General features: G+C 52.9%; 22 protein-coding genes. 10 read left to right on the top strand and 12 right to left on the bottom strand.

Annotation, left to right across the window (positions count from 1 at the left end):
* The first annotated feature begins 71 nt into the window (after positions 1-71).
* Positions 72-3,395: a DEAD/DEAH box helicase gene (locus F3J38_RS11765; RefSeq protein ID WP_167138542.1), complete on the top strand. Its 3,324-nt coding sequence runs from the start codon at positions 72-74 to the stop codon at positions 3,393-3,395.
* Between the two features lie 113 nt (positions 3,396-3,508).
* On the opposite strand, the gene ychF is transcribed toward F3J38_RS11765, so the two are convergent.
* Positions 3,509-4,600 (bottom strand): redox-regulated ATPase YchF, encoded by a 1,092-nt coding sequence (gene ychF / locus F3J38_RS11760; protein WP_167138539.1) that lies wholly within the window; start codon positions 4,598-4,600, stop codon positions 3,509-3,511.
* Between the two features lie 111 nt (positions 4,601-4,711).
* Positions 4,712-5,299, bottom strand: coding sequence for an aminoacyl-tRNA hydrolase (gene pth / locus F3J38_RS11755; RefSeq protein WP_167138537.1), 588 nt, complete (start codon positions 5,297-5,299; stop codon positions 4,712-4,714).
* Positions 5,300-5,558: 259 nt separating this feature from the next.
* On the opposite strand from pth, the gene ychH reads away from it, so the two are divergent.
* Positions 5,559-5,834, top strand: coding sequence for a stress-induced protein YchH (ychH, locus tag F3J38_RS11750; protein WP_167138535.1), 276 nt, complete (start codon positions 5,559-5,561; stop codon positions 5,832-5,834).
* Here the strand turns inward: ychH and F3J38_RS11745 are convergent.
* From F3J38_RS11745 to lolB, 4 genes are all read right to left on the bottom strand, one after another.
* Positions 5,831-7,006: a GGDEF domain-containing protein gene (locus F3J38_RS11745; RefSeq protein ID WP_167138534.1), complete on the bottom strand. Its 1,176-nt coding sequence runs from the start codon at positions 7,004-7,006 to the stop codon at positions 5,831-5,833. The two genes, ychH and F3J38_RS11745, sit on opposite strands and share 4 nt — an antisense overlap.
* Positions 7,007-7,233: 227 nt before the next feature.
* Complete coding sequence (prs, locus tag F3J38_RS11740) at positions 7,234-8,181, bottom strand: ribose-phosphate diphosphokinase (RefSeq protein WP_013509507.1); 948 nt, start codon at positions 8,179-8,181, stop codon at positions 7,234-7,236.
* Positions 8,182-8,318: 137 nt separating this feature from the next.
* Complete coding sequence (ispE, locus tag F3J38_RS11735) at positions 8,319-9,176, bottom strand: 4-(cytidine 5'-diphospho)-2-C-methyl-D-erythritol kinase (protein WP_167138532.1); 858 nt, start codon at positions 9,174-9,176, stop codon at positions 8,319-8,321.
* A complete protein-coding gene (lolB, locus tag F3J38_RS11730) occupies positions 9,173-9,796 on the bottom strand; it encodes a lipoprotein insertase outer membrane protein LolB (protein WP_167138869.1) in 624 nt (207 codons plus the stop codon). The genes ispE and lolB overlap by 4 nt, the downstream gene beginning before the upstream one ends.
* A 217-nt stretch (positions 9,797-10,013) precedes the next feature.
* On the opposite strand from lolB, the gene hemA reads away from it, so the two are divergent.
* From hemA to kdsA, 6 genes are read left to right on the top strand one after another with little or no spacing between them, the layout of a single operon-like run.
* Positions 10,014-11,270, top strand: coding sequence for a glutamyl-tRNA reductase (gene hemA / locus F3J38_RS11725; protein WP_167138530.1), 1,257 nt, complete (start codon positions 10,014-10,016; stop codon positions 11,268-11,270).
* Between the two features lie 41 nt (positions 11,271-11,311).
* The gene (gene prfA, locus F3J38_RS11720; protein ID WP_167138528.1) at positions 11,312-12,394 is read left to right on the top strand and encodes a peptide chain release factor 1; all 1,083 of its coding nucleotides are present in this window, start codon (positions 11,312-11,314) and stop codon (positions 12,392-12,394) included.
* On the top strand, positions 12,394-13,239 hold the full coding sequence (gene prmC, locus F3J38_RS11715) for a peptide chain release factor N(5)-glutamine methyltransferase (RefSeq protein WP_167138526.1): 846 nt from the start codon (positions 12,394-12,396) through the stop codon (positions 13,237-13,239). The genes prfA and prmC overlap by 1 nt, the downstream gene beginning before the upstream one ends.
* On the top strand, positions 13,239-13,637 hold the full coding sequence (locus tag F3J38_RS11710; RefSeq protein WP_084934412.1) for a SirB2 family protein: 399 nt from the start codon (positions 13,239-13,241) through the stop codon (positions 13,635-13,637). Before prmC ends, F3J38_RS11710 begins: the two co-directional genes overlap by 1 nt.
* Positions 13,634-14,443 carry an invasion regulator SirB1 gene (sirB1, locus tag F3J38_RS11705; protein WP_167138524.1) on the top strand — a complete coding sequence of 270 codons (810 nt, stop codon included), beginning with the start codon at positions 13,634-13,636 and terminating at the stop codon, positions 14,441-14,443. Before F3J38_RS11710 ends, sirB1 begins: the two co-directional genes overlap by 4 nt.
* A 26-nt stretch (positions 14,444-14,469) precedes the next feature.
* Entirely contained in the window at positions 14,470-15,324 is an 855-nt protein-coding gene (kdsA, locus tag F3J38_RS11700) for a 3-deoxy-8-phosphooctulonate synthase (RefSeq protein WP_167138522.1), read from the top strand.
* Between the two features lie 151 nt (positions 15,325-15,475).
* Here the strand turns inward: kdsA and chaA are convergent, their stop codons facing one another.
* Complete coding sequence (gene chaA, locus F3J38_RS11695; RefSeq protein WP_167138520.1) at positions 15,476-16,567, bottom strand: sodium-potassium/proton antiporter ChaA; 1,092 nt, start codon at positions 16,565-16,567, stop codon at positions 15,476-15,478.
* Positions 16,568-16,934: 367 nt separating this feature from the next.
* On the opposite strand from chaA, the gene chaB reads away from it, so the two are divergent.
* Together chaB and F3J38_RS11685 are read left to right on the top strand one after the other, a co-directional pair.
* Positions 16,935-17,165 (top strand): putative cation transport regulator ChaB, encoded by a 231-nt coding sequence (gene chaB / locus F3J38_RS11690; RefSeq protein WP_167138518.1) that lies wholly within the window; start codon positions 16,935-16,937, stop codon positions 17,163-17,165.
* Between the two features lie 239 nt (positions 17,166-17,404).
* Positions 17,405-18,073, top strand: coding sequence for a gamma-glutamylcyclotransferase (locus F3J38_RS11685; protein ID WP_167138516.1), 669 nt, complete (start codon positions 17,405-17,407; stop codon positions 18,071-18,073).
* Here F3J38_RS11685 and F3J38_RS11680 read toward each other — a convergent pair whose 3' ends face one another.
* From F3J38_RS11680 to tagF, 5 genes are all read right to left on the bottom strand, one after another.
* The gene (locus F3J38_RS11680) at positions 18,074-19,492 is read right to left on the bottom strand and encodes a serine/threonine protein kinase (protein ID WP_167138514.1); all 1,419 of its coding nucleotides are present in this window, start codon (positions 19,490-19,492) and stop codon (positions 18,074-18,076) included.
* 67 nt (positions 19,493-19,559) lie between these two features.
* Positions 19,560-20,513: a hypothetical protein gene (locus F3J38_RS11675; RefSeq protein WP_167138512.1), complete on the bottom strand. Its 954-nt coding sequence runs from the start codon at positions 20,511-20,513 to the stop codon at positions 19,560-19,562.
* A 14-nt stretch (positions 20,514-20,527) separates the two neighbouring features.
* Positions 20,528-21,304, bottom strand: coding sequence for a PP2C family protein-serine/threonine phosphatase (locus F3J38_RS11670; RefSeq protein ID WP_167138510.1), 777 nt, complete (start codon positions 21,302-21,304; stop codon positions 20,528-20,530).
* A complete protein-coding gene (gene tagH, locus F3J38_RS11665; protein WP_167138508.1) occupies positions 21,301-22,416 on the bottom strand; it encodes a type VI secretion system-associated FHA domain protein TagH in 1,116 nt (371 codons plus the stop codon). Before tagH ends, F3J38_RS11670 begins: the two co-directional genes overlap by 4 nt.
* A gap of 33 nt (positions 22,417-22,449) precedes the next feature.
* On the bottom strand, positions 22,450-23,148 hold the full coding sequence (tagF, locus tag F3J38_RS11660) for a type VI secretion system-associated protein TagF (RefSeq protein WP_167138506.1): 699 nt from the start codon (positions 23,146-23,148) through the stop codon (positions 22,450-22,452).
* Between the last annotated feature and the right edge of the window lie 13 nt (positions 23,149-23,161).

Here is a 23,161-nt window from a genome sequence, read left to right as displayed (position 1 = left end):
TTAAGCCGCGCTTCTGCTGTTTTTCAGGCTGACCGGCTTCTATAGTGCAGCCGATTACCTATGAGGTTAAGGTGACTCAACAACAGACGCAGGTTCAACAGGTATTTCCTTTCTGGAGAGCTATCGAGGCGCTAACACCACAGAAACTCGATAAGGATAATCCCAACGACAGAAAAGCCCCGTCTTATAAGATGGCTTTTGGCTCGCGCTTACCCTGGAACGATCCTAAACATATTCGCAAGCCTATAGCAGCCAGCAAACTATGGCGCTACACCGCACAATGCGGTGTGTATGAGATGTCGCAGCTTGCTGGGCTGCTTGAAAACAAAATTGGATCTCATGAAGCGGTGTTTACTGAGCAGGCAAACGCACAAAGCCGCCTGTTTGACATTAGTTTCAATGAACAAGGGATACCCCAATTCGAATCCTTTGCGCTGTCACTGTCTGTGTGGTCTGCCGGTAACATTCTTCAGCATCAACAGGGTGTAGTGGCTTTAACGCATAGCCTGAGTGCCGATCTCTCCGACTTAGCAGTGCCCAGCGACACCATCCCATTTATCGACAGTGGCTTTTCTGACTTTGATCGTTTAAGTCAGTACCTGATGCAATGGATTGCAGACGAAGCCATCCGTATGAAGGCAGAGAATGTCAGAGCAGATCTGGACTGGATAATACAGCTGGCAGAAATCGTGCTGGAGAAAACCTATTTTCCCCGTGAAACACTGTCGCCAAAGGTTGTTGCCCTGATTAAATGCACGCAGGTCAAAGCGCCAGAGCAAGAGAAGGGCGTTGAGAAGAGCACTTCCGATAAAAATGCCAAGGACAAACCCATAGCCGCCGTCGCGGATGATTTGCTCAACAGTTTTTTCATTCAGGAATTAGGTCATCTCAGTGCAGCCTGGCAAGATGAAAAATATGGGCCGGGATTTGCGGAATATATGATGGCTATTGCGCAACCCGAACGGCAGCGCACTGATATTCGCTCACCCAAGGGCCTGGATATGGCTTTCCAGCAACTGCTGCCAACTCAGGTGCCCAAAGGTGGCTGGCCATCCGAATATCCCTTAGCTTTTAGTCAGCAGTTAGCAGTTAATGAAATCTGGCAGCGAAATGCGCATCAGGCGGGGATTTTTGCGGTGAATGGACCACCGGGTACAGGGAAAACCACCCTGCTTCGCGATGTGGTCGCTGCGGTGGTGACATCTCGGGCAGAAAAACTGATTGCTCTGACGGATGATATTTTTTCCGCTAAAAATAAAATCAAACTCGGAGATACCTGGATACCCTATTACCCGCTTCATGACGCCATACAAGGCTCGGCAATTGTGGTCGCTTCGGCTAACAATGGCGCGGTGGAAAATATCTCTCTTGAACTTCCGGGAGAAAAGGCGGTACCGCAATCGGTGCTTAAACAGAGTCATTACTTTGCCGATCTGGTTTCCGAGCTGACAGATAAACCGGGCTGGGGGCTTTTGGCCGCAAGGCTGGGAAATAAAGAGAACCGGGAAGGATTTTTGAATATTTTCTGGTGGCGCAAGCCCGAGGAAAAAAAAGAGCATGTGGCATTGAGACCGGCCACTTTCTCCCCTAAACGCGGAGAGGGGCTGTTATATCATCTCAAACTGATCTCTGAGGGTTTGCGCCAGCCTGATATGCAGTGGGATGACGCAGTTTCACGGTTTAAAATGGCACAACAGCATGAAAACGCGCAACGTCAGCAATTGATTCGCGACTCAATGCTGGATGAACAGATAAGTTCGCTAAAGGACAAAGTGCGTGATGCAACGCAGGTACGCGCGTTGGTCAATGATGAGTTGTTGCGCAGCAGCCAGACATTCTCAACCTTTGATACCGATGTCTCACAGCACGAGAGCCAGTGTGCCCTGTTGTTGGCTCAACTCGACGCAGCCGAAAAACGTTTGCAACAGCACCAATCAAACAAGCCGGGACTGTTGCTGGCGATTGTCACGCTTGGCCGATCACCTCGTGAATGGTGGGACAGATATCGACGGTTAACGGATGAAAGTGATGCAACCAGAGACGAAATTGCGTCACAGCAGAAGCATCTCAAGGCAATAAAGACCAGGCAGTCTGACGCCGCTAAGAAAGTGGCAGCATTGAGGAAAGAGCTGCAAGGGGCTGAAGAGGCGCTCATGGCAAATCAACAGCAGCTTAACGCAGCGGAACAGATGCGTGAACAAGCCATATCAAGCATTGGGGCTTTTTGGCCGGAGCCTGATGCATCTGAGAGCGTCAGAGAAAAGTCTGCGCCCTGGGCTGTGGAAGAGTGGCGTAAAGCCAGAGAATCCCTGTTTCTGGCTGCTCTGGATGTACAACGATCTTTTATCGAAAATCACTCAAATGAGATGATCAGTAACATTAATCTCGCAAGTGATTGGCTGAAGGGTAAACCTTTGCCCGCAGCACAAGCGGCATTAGCACTGGATTCCCTTTCTCTGATTGTCCCGGTGATTTCCACCACATTTGCTTCTATCCCGCGCATGTTTAAGCACATCGGTCAGGAAGCCATTGGCTGGTTGCTTATCGATGAAGCCGGGCAAGCCCTGCCTCAGCAGGCTGCGGGGGCTATTTGGCGAGCAGCGAGAACCGTGGTGGTTGGCGATCCAAAACAGCTGGAACCGGTAAGTGGCATACCCGCAGTGGTTGAAGCCTCACTAGGCCGACATTTTAATGTTCCGCCATGCTGGTGGCCGAGTGAAGTTTCTGCACAAATTCTTGCCGACCAATCGATGGATTTAGGGACCTGGCTCCCGGACCCCGATAAGGATTCTGTTTGGGTTGGCTGTCCGCTGCGTGTTCATCGCCGATGTGATGATCCCATGTTCACCATCAGTAATCGGATTGCCTATGATGGTTTGATGGTTCATGGCAAAAAGCGCACTGCAACGTCGCTCCCGGATAGTTGCTGGATTGATGTGGTTGGCCAAAACTCTGAGGGAAACTGGATCGTAGAAGAGGGCGAGGCGGTAACAGCATTGCTGCTTGATCTACAAAACACCCACCGTATTCAGCCTGAGAGTATTTTCCTGATTTCGCCTTTCAAAGATTGTTCTGTGAAATTAGGGGCTTTGGCTTCTGAGCTTGGTTTTGACAAGCGCAAGACGGGCACCGTGCACACCACTCAGGGTAAAGAGGCGAATATTGTGGTGTTAGTGTTGGGGGGCAATTTACAAAAACCGGGTGCCAGAGCCTGGGCGGCCAGTCGTCCAAATCTGCTTAATGTGGCAGTGAGCAGAGCTAAACAACGACTGTATGTGATTGGCGATCGATCACACTGGCAGACATTGCGGTATTTCTCGACGCTGGCGAAACACTTGCCTGCCAGGGATATGCAGGCTACGGAGCATATCCTGCAGGAAAATGTGGTGCAGTAATGTAGTGGGTAAAATCCGGAACTATTAGCATCCGCTGCTGAAAACAAAAAATCCACGCATTTGCGTGGATTTTTATAAGCGTTATGAGGTTAGCTAAAACCTCAATAGGCGATTTAGACGTTGAACAAGAAGTTCATCACATCGCCATCTTTCACGATGTACTCTTTACCTTCTGAGCGCATTTTGCCCGCTTCTTTCGCGCCTTGCTCACCTTTGTAAGTCACAAAGTCATCAAATGCGATGGTCTGAGCGCGGATAAAGCCTTTTTCGAAGTCGGTGTGGATTTTACCGGCAGCCTGCGGTGCGGTTGCACCCACTGGGATGGTCCATGCACGTACTTCTTTCACGCCAGCGGTGAAGTAAGTTTGCAGGTTGAGCAGCGCATAACCAGCACGGATCACACGGTTCAGGCCTGGTTCTTCCAGACCCAACTCGGCCATAAACTCGTCACGCTCTTCATCATCCAACTCGGCGATGTCAGATTCAACCGCAGCACATACCGGCACCACAACAGAGCCTTCAGCTTCGGCAATAGCGCGAACCTGATCGAGGTACGGGTTGTTTTCGAAACCGTCTTCACTCACGTTAGCGATATACATGGTCGGTTTCAACGTCAGGAAGCTCAGATAACGGATGGCGGCTTTCTCGTCAGCGTCCAGATTCAATGAACGTAACATGCCTGCTTCTGACAGGTGCGGCAGGCATTTTTCCAGAGCAGCCAGCTCGGCTTTGGCATCTTTGTCGCCGCCTTTGGCTTTCTTCTGGCAACGCTGAATGGCGCGTTCACAGGTATCAAGGTCAGACAGCGCCAGCTCGGTGTTGATCACGTCAATATCTTCCGCCGGATTCACTTTGCCTGAAACGTGGATGATATTGTCGTTTTCAAAGCAGCGCACCACGTGGCCGATGGCTTCGGTCTCACGGATGTTGGTCAGGAATTTGTTGCCCAAACCTTCACCTTTCGACGCGCCTTCCACCAAACCGGCGATATCGACGAACTCCATGGTGGTCGGGACCACGCGCTGCGGCTTAACAATGTCGCTCAGCTGATCGAGGCGCAGATCGGGCATTGGCACCACACCGGTGTTTGGCTCGATGGTGCAGAACGGAAAGTTGGCTGCTTCGATACCCGCTTTGGTCAGCGCGTTGAACAGGGTGGATTTACCGACGTTCGGCAGGCCCACAATACCGCATTTAAATCCCATGGTCTGATTACCTTTATCACTGAGTGTGCAGCGCTGTTTAACAGCGCCGACAGATTCAAAAAATTTCGCGCATTATACACAGAATTGCCTTCTGCGGCGCGGGAATTGGCCTTAACTGGCCTTGAATGCATGCAGGCGATTCATCGCCTTAATTTTGTCTTCTTTAAGCCACAGCTCGGTACAACGAACGGCTTCATCGACGGCATCATCAATCAGCTTTTGTTCGCTGGCCGGGGCTTTGCCCAACACAAAACCGGTGACTTTATTGCGATCGCCCGGATGGCCGATGCCGACACGCAGGCGGTGAAAATTGTTGTTATTTCCCAGCTTGCTGATGATGTCTTTAAGGCCATTGTGGCCGCCGTGGCCGCCGCCTTGTTTGAATTTCGCCACGCCCGGTGGCAAATCCATCTCATCGTGAGCGACCAGAATCTCTTCCGGTGTGATGCGGTAAAAGGTAGCCATCGCTGCGACAGCCTTGCCACTGAGATTCATAAAAGTGGTGGGCACCAGCAGGCGTACATCCTCACCCGCCAACGATAAGCGCGCGGTGTAGCCGTAGAATTTCGGCTCCTCTTTTAAAGACTGATTATGCCTTTGGGCCAGCAAATCCACATACCAGGCGCCCGCGTTATGGCGGGTAGCGGCGTACTCAGCGCCGGGATTGGCCAGCCCCACAATCAGTTTAATGCTGCTCACGATGTTTATCCTGTCTTGCTGCGGAAAGGGCGATAGTTTACTGCCTGCAAGCGGCGAAGACAAAGGGTGCTGCAGCCAGATGATGTCTCTGCGTGACTAATCAATTTCTATCGAAATCAAGATGCTGGCAGTAAAGAAATGTCAGAGATTGTGAAGGATGTGTGATCCTGCACGCATCTTAACCACAAGCCATTGCCTAAACTTATGGCAAGTTAACCATACGTGCTGTTTTCTTTTTTCATAAGGATGGAGGTGAATCATGAAACGTCAAAATTGCCGCTATGTAGGTAATAGCTTGATGTGTCTGGGTTTACTGACGATGGTGCTGGGCGTCGGTTATTCCATTATTAATCAGCTACCTTCGTTGCATCTGCCACAATTTCTCGCCCACGGTGCCATGTTCAGCATCTTCATTGGTGCGCTATTGTGGTTGGTCGGTGCGCGCGTAAGTGGACGTGAAAGAGTCGAAGACCGCTATTTCTGGTTACGCCACTATGGTGACAAACGCTGCCGCCGCAATCACTCTTCACATTAACTGATTGCCGCTTCCTGCAACGGCTGTAGCTGCACAAAATAACGTTCGGTGCGGTTGCGGCCGCTGGCCTTCGCCCGGTATAAGGCTTCATCCGCCAGTCCCAACAAAATGGGGAACGTCTGGTCGCGATGGTTCGCGGTAGCCAAACCAATACTCACCGTATAACAGACATCATTCGGCTGCGACAACTGGGTCGCCAGGCGAATACGCTCGCACACGCGCTGCGCATCTTCGCCATCGCCGGGCAAAATCGCGGCAAACTCCTCTCCGCCTAAACGGGCAAAATGACCGTCAGACGGCAACAATGCCTGTACGACGTGGCAAAAATCAATCAGAACGCGGTCACCTTGTTGATGCCCGTAGCGATCGTTGATGCTCTTAAAATGGTCGAGATCGAACAGCACCGCCGTATAAACGTAAGGTTGGGTTTGACGCGCCGCACGAATCACGAGTCGGTCAGCTTGTTCAAACAGCGCACGACGATTCCAGACGCTGGTGAGGGGATCATGCAGAGACGCCAGTTTATGGGCGATTTGTGTGCGTTCGTTGACCATCGCCAAAATAGTAAATGTCAGGCCAATCACAAACAGGATCGATTCCAGAATGACATAGACCGAGAAGCTGGAACCGGCAATAGAACCGCGTACTGGCGTGGCAACGGCATCATCCAGAAATATACGGGCCACGTGGAACAGCAGATGAATCCACAGGAGCATTTGCGCGGGCCAAAACGTCACGGTTAGTGAGGCTCGTGACTGCCACAAAAGCCGTATGAGCGCGCCAGTGAAAATAATACACAGCAGGCACAGCACCAGCACTCGCTTGGGTTGGCCCTGATAAAACGTCGGGAAAACGCAGAGTATTGCCCAAAGCAATGCACCGGCTATCCAACTGAATCCCAATGGTTTATTACAAAAAATACGGAAGGCGTTAAGCAGATTACCATAGGCCAGCAACATCACCACGTTGCCAACAGCGATCGGTAAAAAGTGAAAACCCGCGCTGCGCAGGCTGCTGAGAAATACCGCCATTAAGGTCAGAACGAGCGCCAGGGTGGTGAAACCCAGCACGCGATCATACTGCGCCCCGACCCACGCGAAGATCAAAATAATGCTCAAAAACCCCAGCACATAGAGCTCGCAAACAAACAGCGTATAGATGTCGAGAGTCATAGTGGTCGGAGTTCTCTGAAAAAAGTGTGGTGAAAAATACCACTAATCAATGAAGCGCTAAAGCGCAGCGTGGTGTAGAGCATGAAAAGAGTGTAAGGCAGGGAGAATAACGGGTTTTAACGGAATTTATCGCGAAAATATCCGCGCCGAAAGCGGCTTAATCGGTAAATAAGGGAAATAACCCTAAAATAAAAAACCGGGCACCAGGCCCGGTTGCATGCAATGAATTAATGTTCGAACATTGCAGAGATGGATTCTTCGTTGCTGATACGACGAATCGCTTCGGCCAACATACCAGAGAGCGTCAGAGTACGCACATTTGGCAGCGCCTTCATTTCATCCGACAGCGGGATGGTATCGCAAACGATCACTTGGTCAATCACTGACTTACGCAGGTTTTCAACCGCGTTGCCAGAGAAGATTGGGTGAGTTGCATAGGCGAATACGCGTTTCGCACCACGCTCTTTCAGCGCTTCAGCCGCTTTGCACAGCGTACCGCCGGTGTCGATCATATCGTCGACCAGTACGCAGTCACGACCGGCAACGTCACCGATGATGTGCATGACCTGAGAAACGTTCGCGCGTGGGCGACGTTTGTCGATGATGGCCATATCGGTATCGTTGAGCAGCTTAGCGATTGCGCGTGCGCGGACGACACCACCGATGTCAGGAGAAACCACAATCGGGTTTTCCAGACCAATCTGCAGCATATCTTCCAGCAGGATAGGGCTACCGAACACGTTATCAACCGGGACATCGAAGAAGCCCTGAATCTGTTCGGCGTGCAGGTCAACCGTCAGAACACGGTCAACACCCACGCTGGAGAGGAAGTCAGCAACCACTTTGGCGGTGATAGGCACACGAGCAGAACGCACGCGGCGGTCCTGACGGGCATAGCCAAAGTAAGGAATAACAGCAGTAATACGACCAGCAGAAGCCCGACGCAACGCGTCGACCATCACAACCAGCTCCATCAGATTATCATTGGTGGGGGCACAGGTGGACTGGATGATGAAAATATCACCACCGCGTACATTTTCGTTGATTTGTACGCTTACTTCACCATCACTGAAACGGCCGACAGCAGCGTCTCCGAGGCTAGTGTAAAGGCGGTTGGCAATACGTTGTGCTAGTTCCGGGGTAGCGTTACCAGCAAAAAGCTTCATATCAGGCACGAGAGGAACCTCAGGCTTGTCGTCCAGAGAATGAACATTTCAAAAGTAACCGGCGAATACTTTTGAAGTCGTTCATACGGGTGTGTTAATGCGTTACGTGCAGTGCCTGGAACAGGGTGGCACGGTCACGTAAACGCTTAGAGCCCGGAAAGGCTACGTTGCAACGGCGAGATATTAAGCCCGCGCGCCACAAATCCGCAAATCCATTTCGGGGCAAGCTCCAGCACCTGACGAGCGTCGGATTCGGTGTTAAATTCAGCAAAAACACAAGATCCGGTCCCTGTCAGGCGCGACGGCGCGTATTCTAGCAGCCAGGAAAGCAGCGCATCAACCTCGCGAAAACGTTTTCTTACCACAGGCTCACAATCATTGTGAAAAGGACGCTGTAACAGCTCATCTAATGTGCGTATCGGTGAATTGCGCGTCAGATCCGCATCCTTGAAAATATCCGGAGTGGCGATACTCACGTCAGGATGCGCGACCAAGTACCATTTTTCTTCTGGTTCAGCGGGTTGTATCTTCTCGCCAACCCCTTCGGCAAAAGCGGCATGGCCACGGACAAACACTGGCACATCGGCACCGAGATGTACGCCGATCGCGGCCAATTCATCAACGCTAAGCTGCGTTTGCCATAAATGATTGAGTGCCACCAGCACGGTTGCCGCATCAGATGAGCCGCCCCCCAAACCACCGCCCATCGGCAAACGTTTTTCCAGCGCGATTTGCGCTCCGGCATCAGCGGGGAGGGTGCCGCGCGCAGCCGCCGCCTGTTTGAGTGCCTGTGCAGCGCGCACGATCAGGTTCTCTTCATCCACAACCCCTGGCAGCGGTGTCAGGAGCCTGATCTTACCGCTGCTGTCTGGGGTAATCTCCAGCGTGTCGCCGAAATCCAGAAACTGAAATAGCGTTTGCAGGTTGTGATAGCCGTCAGGACGACGGCCGGTGATATAGAGAAACAGGTTCAGTTTTGCTGGCGCGGGCCATGTGGTGATCATTGTGTCGTCCAGCTATCCATGCGTAATTTGATGCGTTGACCGCCTTCAGTCAGTTCCAGATTAGCCGGCAGCGGCGGGTTGACCTTGCTGTCGTAATCGGAGATGGAGACTTTCCACTGTTGACCATTACGGCTGTAGTTCACGCTTTGCAGCTGGTAGTTGCTGTTAAGCTGGTAATCCGTGGCATCTCCCGGCAGACCCATCATCCACTGACGCAGGTTGGCCAATGGGATATCCATCCCCGTGAGCTGTGAAATCATCTTCTCGGCGTCGTTGCTGACGTAGCGTTTGCCTTTGTTATCGACGATTTGCACCACAGAACCTTGCGCATCTAGCTGCAATTCGGTGCTGCCGAGCGGGTTGGTTAACAGCAGGCGATAGCGGTCAGCTGCAGTTTGTTGCCAGTTAAAGCGCGCATAGACTTTTTGCTTATCAGAAAGATAGGCAAAGGCACCACGCGTTTGATAGTGGGTGATTTTGCTCACAGCCTGCTGGTGCTGCTGCCATTGTGGTGAAGTGGTGCTGGGACCCGGACCTTGGGGTTTATTGATGCTACAAGCAGCCAGCAATACGCTGGCAAGGGGCAAAAGGCGCAACAGCTTGCGCGGGGGCAAATGCATCACGTGGTCGTCTCCTCAGACACGTTTTTAATTCGTAACAGGTAACGCTAACCATCCAATTCTATGCCGTCAATGCCGATGTAAGGATAATTGCGCACGATCAGTTTAATCTTATTACAGTCATAGCCTTTGTATGGCTTTTCTTGATCTGTGGCATCTTGTAGAATGCGCTTCACAAAACCCTGACAATCATTGGGACATCCCAACCCGAATCACCATGACGCTGCTCGCACTCGGAATCAACCACAAAACTGCACCCGTCGCTCTACGTGAGCGCGTTGCGTTTCTGCCCGACACGCTGGATCAGGCGTTAAACAGCCTGTTGTCCCAGCCGATGGTGCAGAGCGGTGTAGTGCTCTCAACCTGTAATCGTACTGAACTCTACCTTAGCGTAGAGCAGCAGACGGATTTGCAGGAGAAGCTGGTGCGTTGGTTGTGTGAGTATCACGATCTGCGTGAAGAAGATGTCAGAGCAAGCCTTTACTGGCATCAAGACAACGCGGCAGTGAGCCATCTGATGCGCGTTGCCAGCGGTCTCGATTCTCTGGTGCTGGGCGAGCCGCAGATACTCGGCCAGGTAAAAAAAGCCCACGCTGACTCATCTCGTGATCATACGTTGAGTAGCGAACTGGAGCGGATGTTCCAGAAGACCTTCTCTGTAGCCAAGCGCGTGCGCACCGAAACTGAAATCGGAGCCAGTGCGGTCTCTGTCGCCTTTGCCGCGTGCTCGCTTGCTCGTCAAATCTTCGAATCGCTAAGCACCGTTAACGTCTTGTTAGTGGGCGCAGGTGAAACCATCGAACTGGTGGCACGTCATCTGCGCGAGCATAAAGTGCAGAAGTTGATGATCGCCAACCGCACGCGGGAACGTGCGCAGTTGCTGGCCGATGAAGTGGGCGCAGAAGTGATTGGTTTGGGTGATATCGAAACGCGTCTGGCGGATGCCGACATCATTATCTCTTCCACTGCCAGCCCGTTGCCGATTATCGGCAAAGGCATGGTGGAGCGCGCGCTGAAGGCGCGTCGTAATCAGCCCATGCTGCTGGTGGACATTGCGGTCCCACGTGATGTCGAACCCGAAGTGGGCAAGCTGGCTAACGCCTATCTTTATAGCGTCGATGACTTGCAGGCCATCATCGAGCAAAACATGGCGCAACGTAAAGCCGCCGCTGTGCAGGCTGAAAGTATTGTGGTGCAGGAAAGCGGCGAATTTATGGCGTGGCTGCGCGCGCAAAGCGCTGGCGACTCCATTCGCGAATACCGCTCACAGGCTGATGAAGTGCGTGCTGAATTGCAGGAGCGCGCTATCGCCGCACTGCGTCAGGGCGCGGATGCCGAAAAAGTACTGCAAGAGCTGGCCCATAAGCTCACCAACCGTCTTATTCATGCACCAACCAAATCATTGCAGCAGGCCGCGCGCGACGGCGACAGCGAACGCCTGCAGATCTTACGTGACAGCCTCGGTTTAGAGTAATCTGGTCTGTCACGACCTATCACTGGGATACCCTCTATTACATGAAAAGCTCTATTGTTGCCAAGCTGGAAGCCCTCCAGGAACGCCACGAAGAAGTGGAAGCGTTACTGGGTGATGCCGGCGTCATTGGCGATCAAGAACGTTTCCGCGCCTTATCACGCGAATATGCGCAGCTGACCGATGTCACCCGTTGTTTCCGTGACTGGCAGCAAGTTCAGGAAGATATCGAAACCGCTGAGATGATGCTCGACGATCCTGAAATGCGCGAGATGGCCAACGAAGAATTAAAACTGTCGCGCGAGAAACGAGAAGTGCTGGAGCAGCAGTTACAGGTGCTATTACTACCGAAAGACCCTGACGATGAACGTTCCTGCTTTGTGGAAGTGCGCGCGGGAACGGGCGGTGATGAGGCGGCTATTTTCGCGGGCGACCTGTTCCGCATGTACAGCCGTTATGCCGAATCCCGTCGCTGGCAGGTGGAAATCATCAGCGCCAACGAAGGTGAGCACGGCGGCTATAAAGAAGTCATTGCGCGTATCAACGGCGACGGCGCCTATGGCCGTTTGAAATTTGAATCGGGCGGTCACCGCGTACAGCGCGTGCCTGAAACCGAATCTCAGGGCCGTATTCACACTTCTGCATGTACCGTCGCGGTAATGCCGGAACTGCCAGAAGCTGAGATGCCGGAAATCAACGCTGGCGATCTGAAAATCGACACCTTCCGCTCCTCAGGCGCGGGTGGTCAGCACGTTAACACCACCGACTCGGCGATCCGTATCACCCACTTGCCAACGGGGATTGTGGTTGAGTGCCAGGACGAACGTTCGCAGCACAAAAACAAAGCCAAAGCGTTGGCGGTGCTCGGTGCTCGTATTCATGCCGCTGAAACCGCCAAGCGCAATGCGGCTGAAGCCTCAACCCGTCGTAATTTGCTAGGTAGCGGCGATCGTTCCGATCGTAACCGTACCTACAACTTCCCGCAGGGCCGTGTTACCGATCACCGTATCAACCTGACGCTTTACCGCCTGGACGAAACCATGGAAGGCAAGCTGGATACCCTGATTGAGCCAATTGTGCAGGAATATCAGGCCGATCAGCTGGCGGCGTTGGCTGGGCAGGATTGATGATCATTCGTCACTGGCTGCAACAGGCTGTGGTCGCGCTTAGTGGCGGCGACAGTCCGAAGCGTGATGCGGAAATTTTGCTGGGCTTTGTCACCGGTAAATCGCGCAGTTGGCTGGTGGCGTTTGATGATGCCGAACTGGATGCTGCGCAGTTAAGTCAACTTGATGCACTGTTAGCGCGTCGTGTTAAGGGTGAGCCGGTTGCCCATCTGGTGGGCGAACGTGAATTCTGGTCGTTGCCACTGCGCGTCAGTGATGTCACGTTGATTCCCCGCCCCGATACAGAAGTCTTGGTGGAGCAGGCGCTGGCACGCCTGCCGACAACGCCGGCATCGTTGCTTGATCTTGGCACCGGCACCGGTGCCATCGCACTGGCGCTGGCCAGTGAGCGGCCTGATTGCCAAGTATTAGGATGCGATCGCATACTCGATGCCGTCGCACTGGCGCAGGAGAATGCGCAGCGTTTGCATATCAATAACGCGCGTTTTCAGCTCAGCCATTGGTTTAACGATCTTCCCGCCCAGCGTTTCGACCTGATTGTCAGCAATCCCCCTTACATTGATGCCGCCGATGAGCATCTGCAACAAGGTGATGTGCGCTTTGAACCTCTGAGTGCACTGGTTGCCGATGATGCCGGTCTGGCAGATCTACGTTTCATCATTCAAAGTGCGCCACATTGGTTACAGCCGGGTGGCTGGCTGTTGCTGGAGCACGGCTGGCAGCAGGATGAAGCTGTGCGCGCGATCATGATGCAGCACGGCTATCAGCAGGTCAGAAGCATTAACGATTATGGCGGTAATCCGCGTGTGACACTTGGGCAATTTTTTGGATTTAAGGAAGCATAATGGCGAGCTGGTATCCGCTGGTTAAACATTTTCACCTGCTGACGGTGGCCCTGACCATCAGCCTGTTTCTGCTGCGATTTTACTGGCTAACGACGGGTTCAGCCATGCTGCAGCGCCGCTGGGTACGTATCGCGCCACACATTAACGACACCTTTTTGCTGTTAAGTGGCGTGTGGTTAGTGGTGATCACGCACTTTTATCCGTTCTCACCACAAGGAAGCTGGCTGACGGAGAAGCTGTTAGGGGTTATTATCTACATCGCCTTAGGTTCCGTGGCATTGAGCCGTCGCCCACGTAAGATGGGGACCCGTTGGATCGCCTGCCTGATTGCAATCGTAGCGCTGCTGTTTGTGATTAAGCTGGCGATGACCAAAATGCCGATATTGGGGATAGCATGACCTCGCCAGAGCAACTCGATTACAGTGAAACACCGTTGAGTGAAGCGGTGATTGGTGCGACCTGCGCCATACGTAATGATTTTTCCGCGCCCTCTGTACAGCAACAGTTGGCTGCGTTGGTTGAAGAAGCACGTGAATACGTCAGCAGTGAAAAGAATGCTGACTTGCAGCTCGGGAAGCTGCTGGATTTGTTTTACCGCGAATGGGGATTTGGCGGCGCCAGTGGCGTCTACAATTTATCCGATGCGCTGTGGATCGATAAAGTATTGAAGAGCCGTCAGGGTACCGCAGTGTCACTGGGTGTGATTCTGTTGCATATCGCTGATGAGCTGGAACTGCCGCTGATGCCGGTGATTTTCCCTACTCAGTTGATTCTGCGTGCAGACTGGCTGGATGGGGAAATGTGGCTGATTAACCCGTTTAACGGTGAAACGTTGGATACGCATACGTTGGAAGTGTGGTTGAAGGGCAACATCAGCCCAACGGCCAAACTCTACAATGACGATCTCGACGAAGCGAAAACGGTAAATGTGATGCGTAAAATGCTCGACACTTTGAAAGCGGCTCTGATGGAAGAGAAGCAAATGGAACTGGCATTGAATGTCAGCCAGGTGTTGCTGCAGATTGATCCCGACGATCCTTACGAAATTCGCGATCGTGGTTTAATCTACGCCCAGCTCGAGTGCGAACATATCGCGCTAACCGATTTAACTTACTTCGTTGAGCAGTGTCCTGAGGATCCGGTCAGCGAAATGATTAAAGTACAGATTCACGCAATTGAACAGAAACAGGTGACGCTGCACTAAGCGTCCCTCGAAAACAAGGAAAAGGCATGACACAGAAAGTAGTGAATATTGGCGATATCAAAGTCGCAAACGATCTGCCATTTGTTCTCTTTGGTGGTATGAACGTGCTGGAATCGCGCGACCTCGCCATGCGTATTTGCGAGCACTACGTAAAAGTGACCGATAAACTCGGCATCCCTTACGTGTTCAAGGCCTCTTTTGATAAAGCAAACCGTTCTTCCATCAAATCCTATCGTGGCCCAGGCTTGGAAGAGGGCATGAAGATCTTCCAGGAGCTGAAGCAGGCGTTCGGCGTGAAAATCATCACTGACGTACATGAAGCTTCACAGGCGCAGCCGGTGGCAGATGTGGTTGATGTGATTCAGCTGCCTGCGTTCCTGGCGCGTCAGACCGATCTGGTTGAAGCGATGGCAAAAACTGGTGCGGTAATCAACGTTAAGAAACCGCAGTTCGTGAGCCCAGGCCAGATGGGTAACATTGTCGATAAGTTCGCGGAAGGCGGCAACGACAAGGTTATTCTGTGCGATCGTGGCAGTAACTTCGGTTATGACAACCTGGTTGTGGATATGCTTGGCTTCAACGTGATGAAGAAAGTGACCAACAACAGCCCAGTGATCTTCGACGTAACCCACGCCCTGCAGACGCGCGACCCGTTCGGTGCGGCTTCTGGCGGTCGTCGTGCACAGGTTGGTGAGCTGGCTCGTGCCGGTATGGCGATTGGCATCGCAGGTCTGTTCATTGAGGCGCATCCTGAGCCAAACAGCGCGAAGTGCGATGGCCCATCCGCATTGCCACTGGACAAGCTGGAGCCATTCCTGGTTCAGATGAAAGCGATTGATGACCTGGTGAAGAGCTTCCCAGAGCTGGATACCAGCAACTAATCCTTGCAGACAGATGTGAAAAAGGCGCCGATGGCGCCTTTTTTGTGGGCAACGTATAAAAACGATGCCCGAATATAGCAGCGCGATATATCGCGCATTTTGCCTAGAAGGGCGCGCCATGCATTGCAACGCTACCCACACTAAGTTCAATTTACAGCATTATCGTCAGCAAATAACCGGCAAACAGAGCCAGGTGCGCCGCGCCGTTCAGTACGTTAGTACGACCGGTTGAGAACGAAATGTGACACAGAATCAATGCCGCAGACATAATCACCAAATGCGGCGGTTCCAGACCAAATACCAGTTGCTGGCCGGTCAGGGTGGCGATAATGGTGACGGCTGGCACTGTCAGAGAAATTGTGGCCAGCACTGAACCAAAGAACAGGTTCATCGCGCGTTGTACCTGGTTCATCAACACCGCTTTAATGGCACCCAAGCCTTCCGGTGAAAGAATCAGTAAAGCGACCAGAAAGCCGGTAAATTGCTCTGGCGCGTTCAGTTCCGTCAGCAGGCTTTCCAACGTATTCGCGTTCATCTTGGTGACGGCGATGACCGCAATCAGATGCACAATCAGCCAAACGGTATGCCAGATCGAACTGTGTGCTGAGGGTTTGCCGTGGTGTGGATCGCCGTCATCGCCATCATCTTCATGCTCGTAAACAAACAGACTCTGATGCGTTTTGGTCTGGATCAGCAGAAATACGCCGTACATAGCAGCAGAGATAGCGGCAATGACCAGCGCCTGAGCCGTGGTGAAATTACCGCCCGGCAAGGCATTCGGAAACACCAGTACCAGAATCGCCAGCGGAAAAATAGCGATCATGTACTGTTTGACCCCAGCGAGATTCACATACTGGGTGGCAAATTTTCGGCCGCCCAGCAGCAGCGCAAAGCCCACCAAGCCGCCGGTGACAATCATGATGATGGAGTAGAGCGTATCGCGCATCAGCGCGGGAGCCGCATCGCCGGTTGCCATCAGCGCGGAGATTAAACTGACTTCTAAAATCACCACGGACAGGCTTAAAATCAGCGATCCATAAGGCTCGCCCAGGCGGTGGGCCAAAACATCGGCGTGACGAACCACGCTAAAAGCACTGCTGAGAATGGCGATAAGCGCCAGTAGATTGATGCCGATAATCGGCATTAAGCTGGTTTGGCCGCCAAAAAAACTCAGCACGGCCAATGCAGCAATGGGAAAAATCAACGAGTACTCGGTATGACGGGTTTTCTCATGTGTAGCCATTCACCATCCTCTCCGGCAAAAAGAACAAAACAGGCGATCAGTGCCTGATAAATATAATGACTTTTATGACGCAGCGCAGTGTAACTTTTCAACAGTTATGTTTCAGGCTCTTTACGCGTTTTTACTTAATCACTATTTTTATCTTAACTCATCAAAAGTAAGTGTTATCTGTTAATAATGACATCTATTCATGGTGTTGGGATTTGATTAAATTGAACTATCCACTGAAAAAATGATGATAAATAAAGTTTAGAGTGTGGCTTATCTACTTTAATCGATGTTAATCAATCTTTGGCAACTAAAGTTCATGTTTGCATTTTCTTCCCCATCTCCCAGACTTACTAAGACACAGTTAGTAGGAGGAAACATGCCTTACTCATCCAATCGAGAGTTGCCTGACAGCGTTCGCCATGTGTTGCCAAACCATGCGCAGACTATCTATCAAAAGGCATTCAACAGTGCCTGGGATCAGTATAAAGATGCCGACGACCGGCGCGGTGATGAATCCCGCGAGCAGGTGGCTCATAAAGTTGCCTGGGCCGCCGTGAAACAAGATTACGCGAAAGGTGATGACAATAAGTGGCACCCTAAACATTAACCTCAGTTTGCGGGCCATTGTGGCCCGCATCACTCTTTGACCGGAATCATTTAAGTTCCCCGCCAGGCAGCCGATGCTATTTACAGTTAAATTCCCCTTTGTGATCGGGGACAATCTTGAAAGTTTTATGAAAAATGCATTAATGTCTTCTCTTAAGTCGATGCAACGTGAGTTGCCTGTAAGACATCAGATTTGAGGAGCCGAACCGACAGGATGTCAGCGCAGTAGAGGAGGTCGCATTGTTAACCCGGGAATTTCTGTTAAAAGCGGATTGTAAAACATCTTTTGGTGATATTGACGAGGCGTTGCTCTGGAGTTGTGAGCAACGTGCCGCATCGCTGGCCGCTACGCTCGCTTGTCGGCCCGATAAAAGCCCGGTGTGGATTTTTGGCTATGGTTCCCTGATGTGGAACCCGGTATTCGAAGCAGAGGAAGTGGCATCCGGTCTGTTGGACGGCTGGCATCGTGCGTTTTGCTTACGCCTGACGGCTGGACGCGGCACGGTATCAACGCCCGGCCGTATGCTGGCGTTGAAAGAGGGTGGCACCACCAATGGATTGGCGTTCCGTCTGCCGGAAGCGCGTCTGCACGACGAACTTGAGCTGCTGTGGAAGCGTGAAATGATCACCGGCTGCTATCTGCCGACCTGGTGCGAGTTGCAGCTGGATGATGCGCGTAAGGTCACAGCGCTAGTGTTTATTATGGACCCGCGCCACCCACTGTATGAAGCGGACTCCTGCCGCAGCACGATTGCGCCACTGATTGCCCAAGCCAGCGGACCACTGGGTAGCAATGCGCAATATCTCTACTCGCTAGAGCAGGAGTTAGGGAAGCGCGGTATGCAGGAAGATGCATTAACACGGTTGGCGGCAGAGGTGAGAGCGCTGCAGCAATCTGCAGCGCGTTAATCAGGGGTTGCCGGGGTTGATAAGCCAAGTACCTGGCTTATCAATGGTAAGCGATTGGCTTAACACCTGGCTGCCGTTGTGCACTTCAATGCGATAATTTCCCGCAGCCAGATTCAGTGAGGCGAAGCCACTGCTGGCCGGTTTAACGTCCTTCGCTTCGCCGTTCAGCACAATATTCTCCCCGGCCTGCAACCGCAGATAGACAGTCGCCATGGCGGGCGCACTCCCAGCAACAGGATTATTTGTTACGGGTGCGGAAGCTGAAGGCGCAGCCGCCACGGGCGGGGCTTCGGTATGACGATTGGCTTTCCATACCACGACCACCACCGCCAGAATGGCAATGGCCGCTGCCGCCACTAAACCTGGCGACAGTCGACGCACATTACGTGGTGTCACAGGTTCAATTGCCGCCGCGGCATGGTTCACTGCCAGCACTTGCGGTTCAGGTACAGCAACGGCAATCGGCTCGGGGGTGATGGCGGCTTCTGTCGCGACCGGAAGAGTGGTCATTAGCGCTTCAACATCGCTGACCGGCAAATCAATCAGGCTGGCAAAGGCGTCAATGCTTTGCGGACGATCGGCGGGTTTCATCTCCAGTGCACAGTCGATGGCATGCAGCAATGGCAGTGAATAGCCCTCAGGCTGACGTTCTACCAGCGGCTGATAGTTATCTTCAATGCAACGCACCACGCTGACCGGAGGCGCATGGCCGGTAATCAAATTATGCAGCACGGCACCCAGCGCATAGATATCGGTCCACGACCCTTGCTCGACTTCCCCTTCCTCGCTGTATTGTTCAATCGGTGCGAATCCAGGCTTCAGCATGATTTCGGTTTCATCGGACAGGTTACCGATCTCTTTACGGGCTGAGCCAAAATCGAGTAATACGGGTAGCTGGTTTTCCTGAATCTGAATGTTATCCAGTGAAATATCACGATGCAGATAGCCAGCAGCGTGAATGGTATTGATAGCGCCAAACAACGGCGGGAGCAGACGGCGGATCCAGGCTTCGCTGATGCTTTCTGGGCTGGTGATCTGCCACTCTTTCAGCGTCATGCCGCTGTAATAGAGCGTGCCCATATAGGCGGTACCGTTCTCTTCCCAAAAACGCAGGACATGAAGAAGTCCTGGATGATTGAAGCGAGCCAACAGACGCGCTTCCTGAATAAAGCTGTTACGCCCCGCATTAAACAGTTTCTGGAAGCGTTCACCGCGCAGTTCCAGAGACAGGTCAGCGGCACGAACAGCCAGTGAAACCGGCATATACTCTTTGATGGCGATGGTACGTTCGAGCTGGTGATCCCATGCCCGGTAGACGATGCCGAAGCCGCCGCCGCCAATCACTTCCTTGATTTCAAATTCATTAAACCGGTAACCCGCAGGCAGGGCATTCGGTGTGTGGTTTTCGTTTGCCGACATAGTGAACTCTCTGAACACGTCCTGTAGCGCCTGGTCAAGCGGGTTGACGGCAGGCGACGACCGCTAATTAATTAATGTTACGCCAGGCACCAATCGCCGGATCGACAAGATCCGCATGCAGGGTGTCAATCAGTAACACAGTCACTTTTTGCTGTGGCATAAATTGCGACGACCAGACGCCGCGTAATGTTTCAACACGCTTTTTCACCGCATCGCTGTCTTGGCCTGCAGTCTTATCCATTTTAACCAGCAAGTTACCCGTGAAACGCCAGACATGCTGCTGCGGGTCAAATGGCAGTATCAACCAGCTGCCATCGGCATCTGGGCGGGAGACAATCATTCGTTGGTTATTGACCGCAACCACTTCCAACGGCGGTCCGCTCATTTTCAGATCAGCAATCGGGTAACCCTGATAGAAATTCACTGCCAGAGTGCGCGTTTTCCCGCCGTTCATCAGCGTCATGTCGCTGGGGCCTTCCAGCCAACCGTCAGTAGAACAGTGCTGTTGCGGATTATCCGGGATAAATAAGCCATCGCCATTATTGTCATCCCACCAGGTACGGAAATGGCAGCCAGCGGGTAATGAGAAGTGTTGCAGCGGTGTGCTGTCTGCCGGACGAGACAAATCCAGCGGCGCGGCATTATCGGCACTGGCGCTGGCGGTCGCGTCGTTGATAACAATCGGGCGCCAGTTTTGCAGTTTGGCCGCACTGCCATTCGCCAACACGCTTCCCTCTTTGTTGGTCATCTGCCAGGGGATTTCATCCAGCGTGCCACACTGATTGGCCAACAGCGTTCCCACGCGCGGCAGGAAGCTGGTCAGAATGCTGGAGTCAGTGCTTTTACCCGAGACGATGCGCAAAGGGAGTGTCTCTTTACACCAGTCGTTTGGCGAATTACTGGCCACGTTATCGATATACACTTCAAGCGACAGGCTCGGCGAATAGACCACGCGATAATCATCAGCTTGCGCATTCAGAGCCAGCAACAGGGCCGCTAAGCCCGGCAACCACACTTTCATAGGGATCCTTGGAATCAATAACGTGTCGGCAGAAAACGTGCCGCATCAGCCTGGGAATAAAGCAGCGTCGCTTCCTGCGGTTCGCCAATCCAGATTGCCAGAGCGCTGAGATTGTCGCTTTTAACACTGCGGTTTACGGCTTGTTCCATCAAAGTCAGCCACTCTTCGCAGGCATTCACCATGCGCAGGGCTTGTTCCATCTCGTGGGTGGTCAAATTGAGCCAAAATCCGTCGGTGCAAACGAGGAAGGCATCACCATCGGTTAACGCTATCACTTCGCTGAAGGTGGCTGGACGTGAAGGCTCAACGCCGAGCGCATTATAGAGTAAATTACTGTTAATGCCGGAATTTTCATAGCCTGCTTCTTGGAGCTGCTGCGCCAGGCTGTGGTCACGTGTCACCTGACTTAGCACACCGTGACGGAAGTGATAAACCCGGCTGTCACCTGCGTGTGCCCACCATGCGCGCTGTGTTTTACGGTCAATAAACAGCGCGGCAAGGGTGGTACTCATACGGGCATATTTCGGATTCTTTCCTTGCGCTTCTAGCAGTACGCGCTGGCACTCTTCAATGGCTGTACGGGTGCTGTCAGGGGTGAACACCTCACTGTTTTGTAACTGCGTCAGCAAGGTATCACGCACAATTTGCGCTGCCATATCCCCACCGGGAAGACCGGCGACACCATCGCAGACCAGAAAACAGGCTTTATGTTCGTCAAGCTCTGTGCCGGTGCGGTCTTGGTTTTCGTCCCGCATTCCCTGTTGGCAGCGGCTGGCAAACATCATTTTCATGCGTTATCAGTCCGCGTCTGGGAGTCTTTGTACTGGTTGACTTCCATATCATAGGCATGCAAAAACGCTTCGCCGAACAGCGTATGGAAGTCATCCTCGATTTCGCCCGCCGTACGCTGATAATGGCGCGAGAAGTAATCCCACAGCGCGGCTTTCCGCCCAGCCGAAAAAGGCAATTTCGGCAGCACACCCTCGTGACGCGCTTCCTCTTCCAGTCGCTGAGGATTAAATGACTGCAGCATTGAGGCAATGATGGCACGGATGCCCGCTATCATACCGAGTTGATGTGCCTGCAAATCGACTAAGGCATCACGCACCGCCGCTTCGGGTGGCATAAAGCCGGGCATCTGGCTTTGATAAATTTGCATCAACACGGTTTTGCCAGAGGGCAGGATTTTGAACGGATTGTTGGCCTCATTGAGGATCATCGTCATATCCGCCTTAACACCGCGTTTGAGGATGGAGCGTGAGGAGAGCAGGGCGACTGTGCCTTGAGAAAACAGGCTCAACATACGGCCCGTTACGCGCATTTGCTCCTCGGTAAAAGGGGTTTGATGGCCGTTGTTCAGCCCCATACCTTCTAACAGCGCGGCGACCAGTTTGTCCTGATCGACACCCGTCATCGCGACGGGCAGAGTGGGCGAATCACTTTGTGGATCGATCCCCAGGCGCGGGTCAGTGCGTCGTTCCTGACGGGCCATCGCAGGTTCTACCAGGATGTCAGGTTCCTGCTGCATGCCGAGCGGATCGGCTGCGCTATCCGCGAAGAACGCAAGGGGGTCATCCTGTTGCACGTTCTGGCACGCCGGGTCACGGACTTCCAGCCCATACTCACCGATTTGCAGCGCATCACCGTGTTGCAATTGCACCTGAGTTCCACGTTTCAGCGCGATGCCATTCAGCACCACGGAGGTGACGCTACCTTGATTGGTCAGACGGCATTCGCCCTCCGGTGACAGATGCACCAGGGCCTGCAAGCGTGAAATTGCGCGTGATTCGTCGGGTAACACCAGATCGTTATCCTGGCTGCGACCGATAGTTCCCCCTGGCGGCTTAAACGCTACCGTCTTGGCGGGCACATCCGTATTGCACTGCACAATGGTAAATTGCATGAGTCGTCCCATTAACAAGGAAATCGCGACGGTCTATTCAAACATCGGTGGATAGAGCCCGTTGCGTCCCGGCTGAGCACCTGAAGCCGGGTTAAACAATAACGAAAACAGTTGTGCGGTGAGCGGGCCACTGTGTTTGTGCGTGGCGTGGGCAAATCCGTCACTGCGATTACTCCACCAGTAGCTAATGTGCTGCTGGGGATCAAAATTATCGGCGACCTCTCGCCAGCTCAATGTGCAGGGCAAGTCATCAAAACCAATGATGTCCATGATGTCACTGCGCTGTTTATCCGGCACCATGAGCGGGGCTAACTGTTGCATCTGTTGTTCCAGCGCATCAGGATTCAGCCGGTCACGCACGCCACGCAGGAGCAGTGCGCCGAGTTCCTGAAACCAATCGCCGGACATGGCCAGTTGTGCACTGTGCCAATGGCTGAGCGGGAAACTGCGTAACGCCAGCAGCGGCCAGCTTCGGCCGACCCGATCGCACGAGGGCAATAAGCAGCCCATCTGTATCTGCTGACGCAATGGCGACAGAGGTAACACAAAATTCCACACCGGCGCGCGCAAAAACAGCGACGTATTGGCGTCGGACTGCTGATGCCACTGCATCAACCCTTGCTGAAACCACTGGCTCCAGGGGGCTACGGTCGTCTCACTCAGGCGCTGGCGCAGAAAATCCCCGGTGGCGGGTAATTTTCCGTACCAACCCGGTACGGTATGCGTCGCCATTGTTACCTCACCA

This window comes from Candidatus Pantoea formicae, from assembly GCF_011752625.1.
In the GTDB taxonomy this organism is placed as follows: domain Bacteria; phylum Pseudomonadota; class Gammaproteobacteria; order Enterobacterales; family Enterobacteriaceae; genus Pantoea; species Pantoea formicae.
The sequence above is the reverse complement of the archived record's forward strand: the minus strand, read 5'-3'. Positions and strand labels throughout refer to the sequence as shown.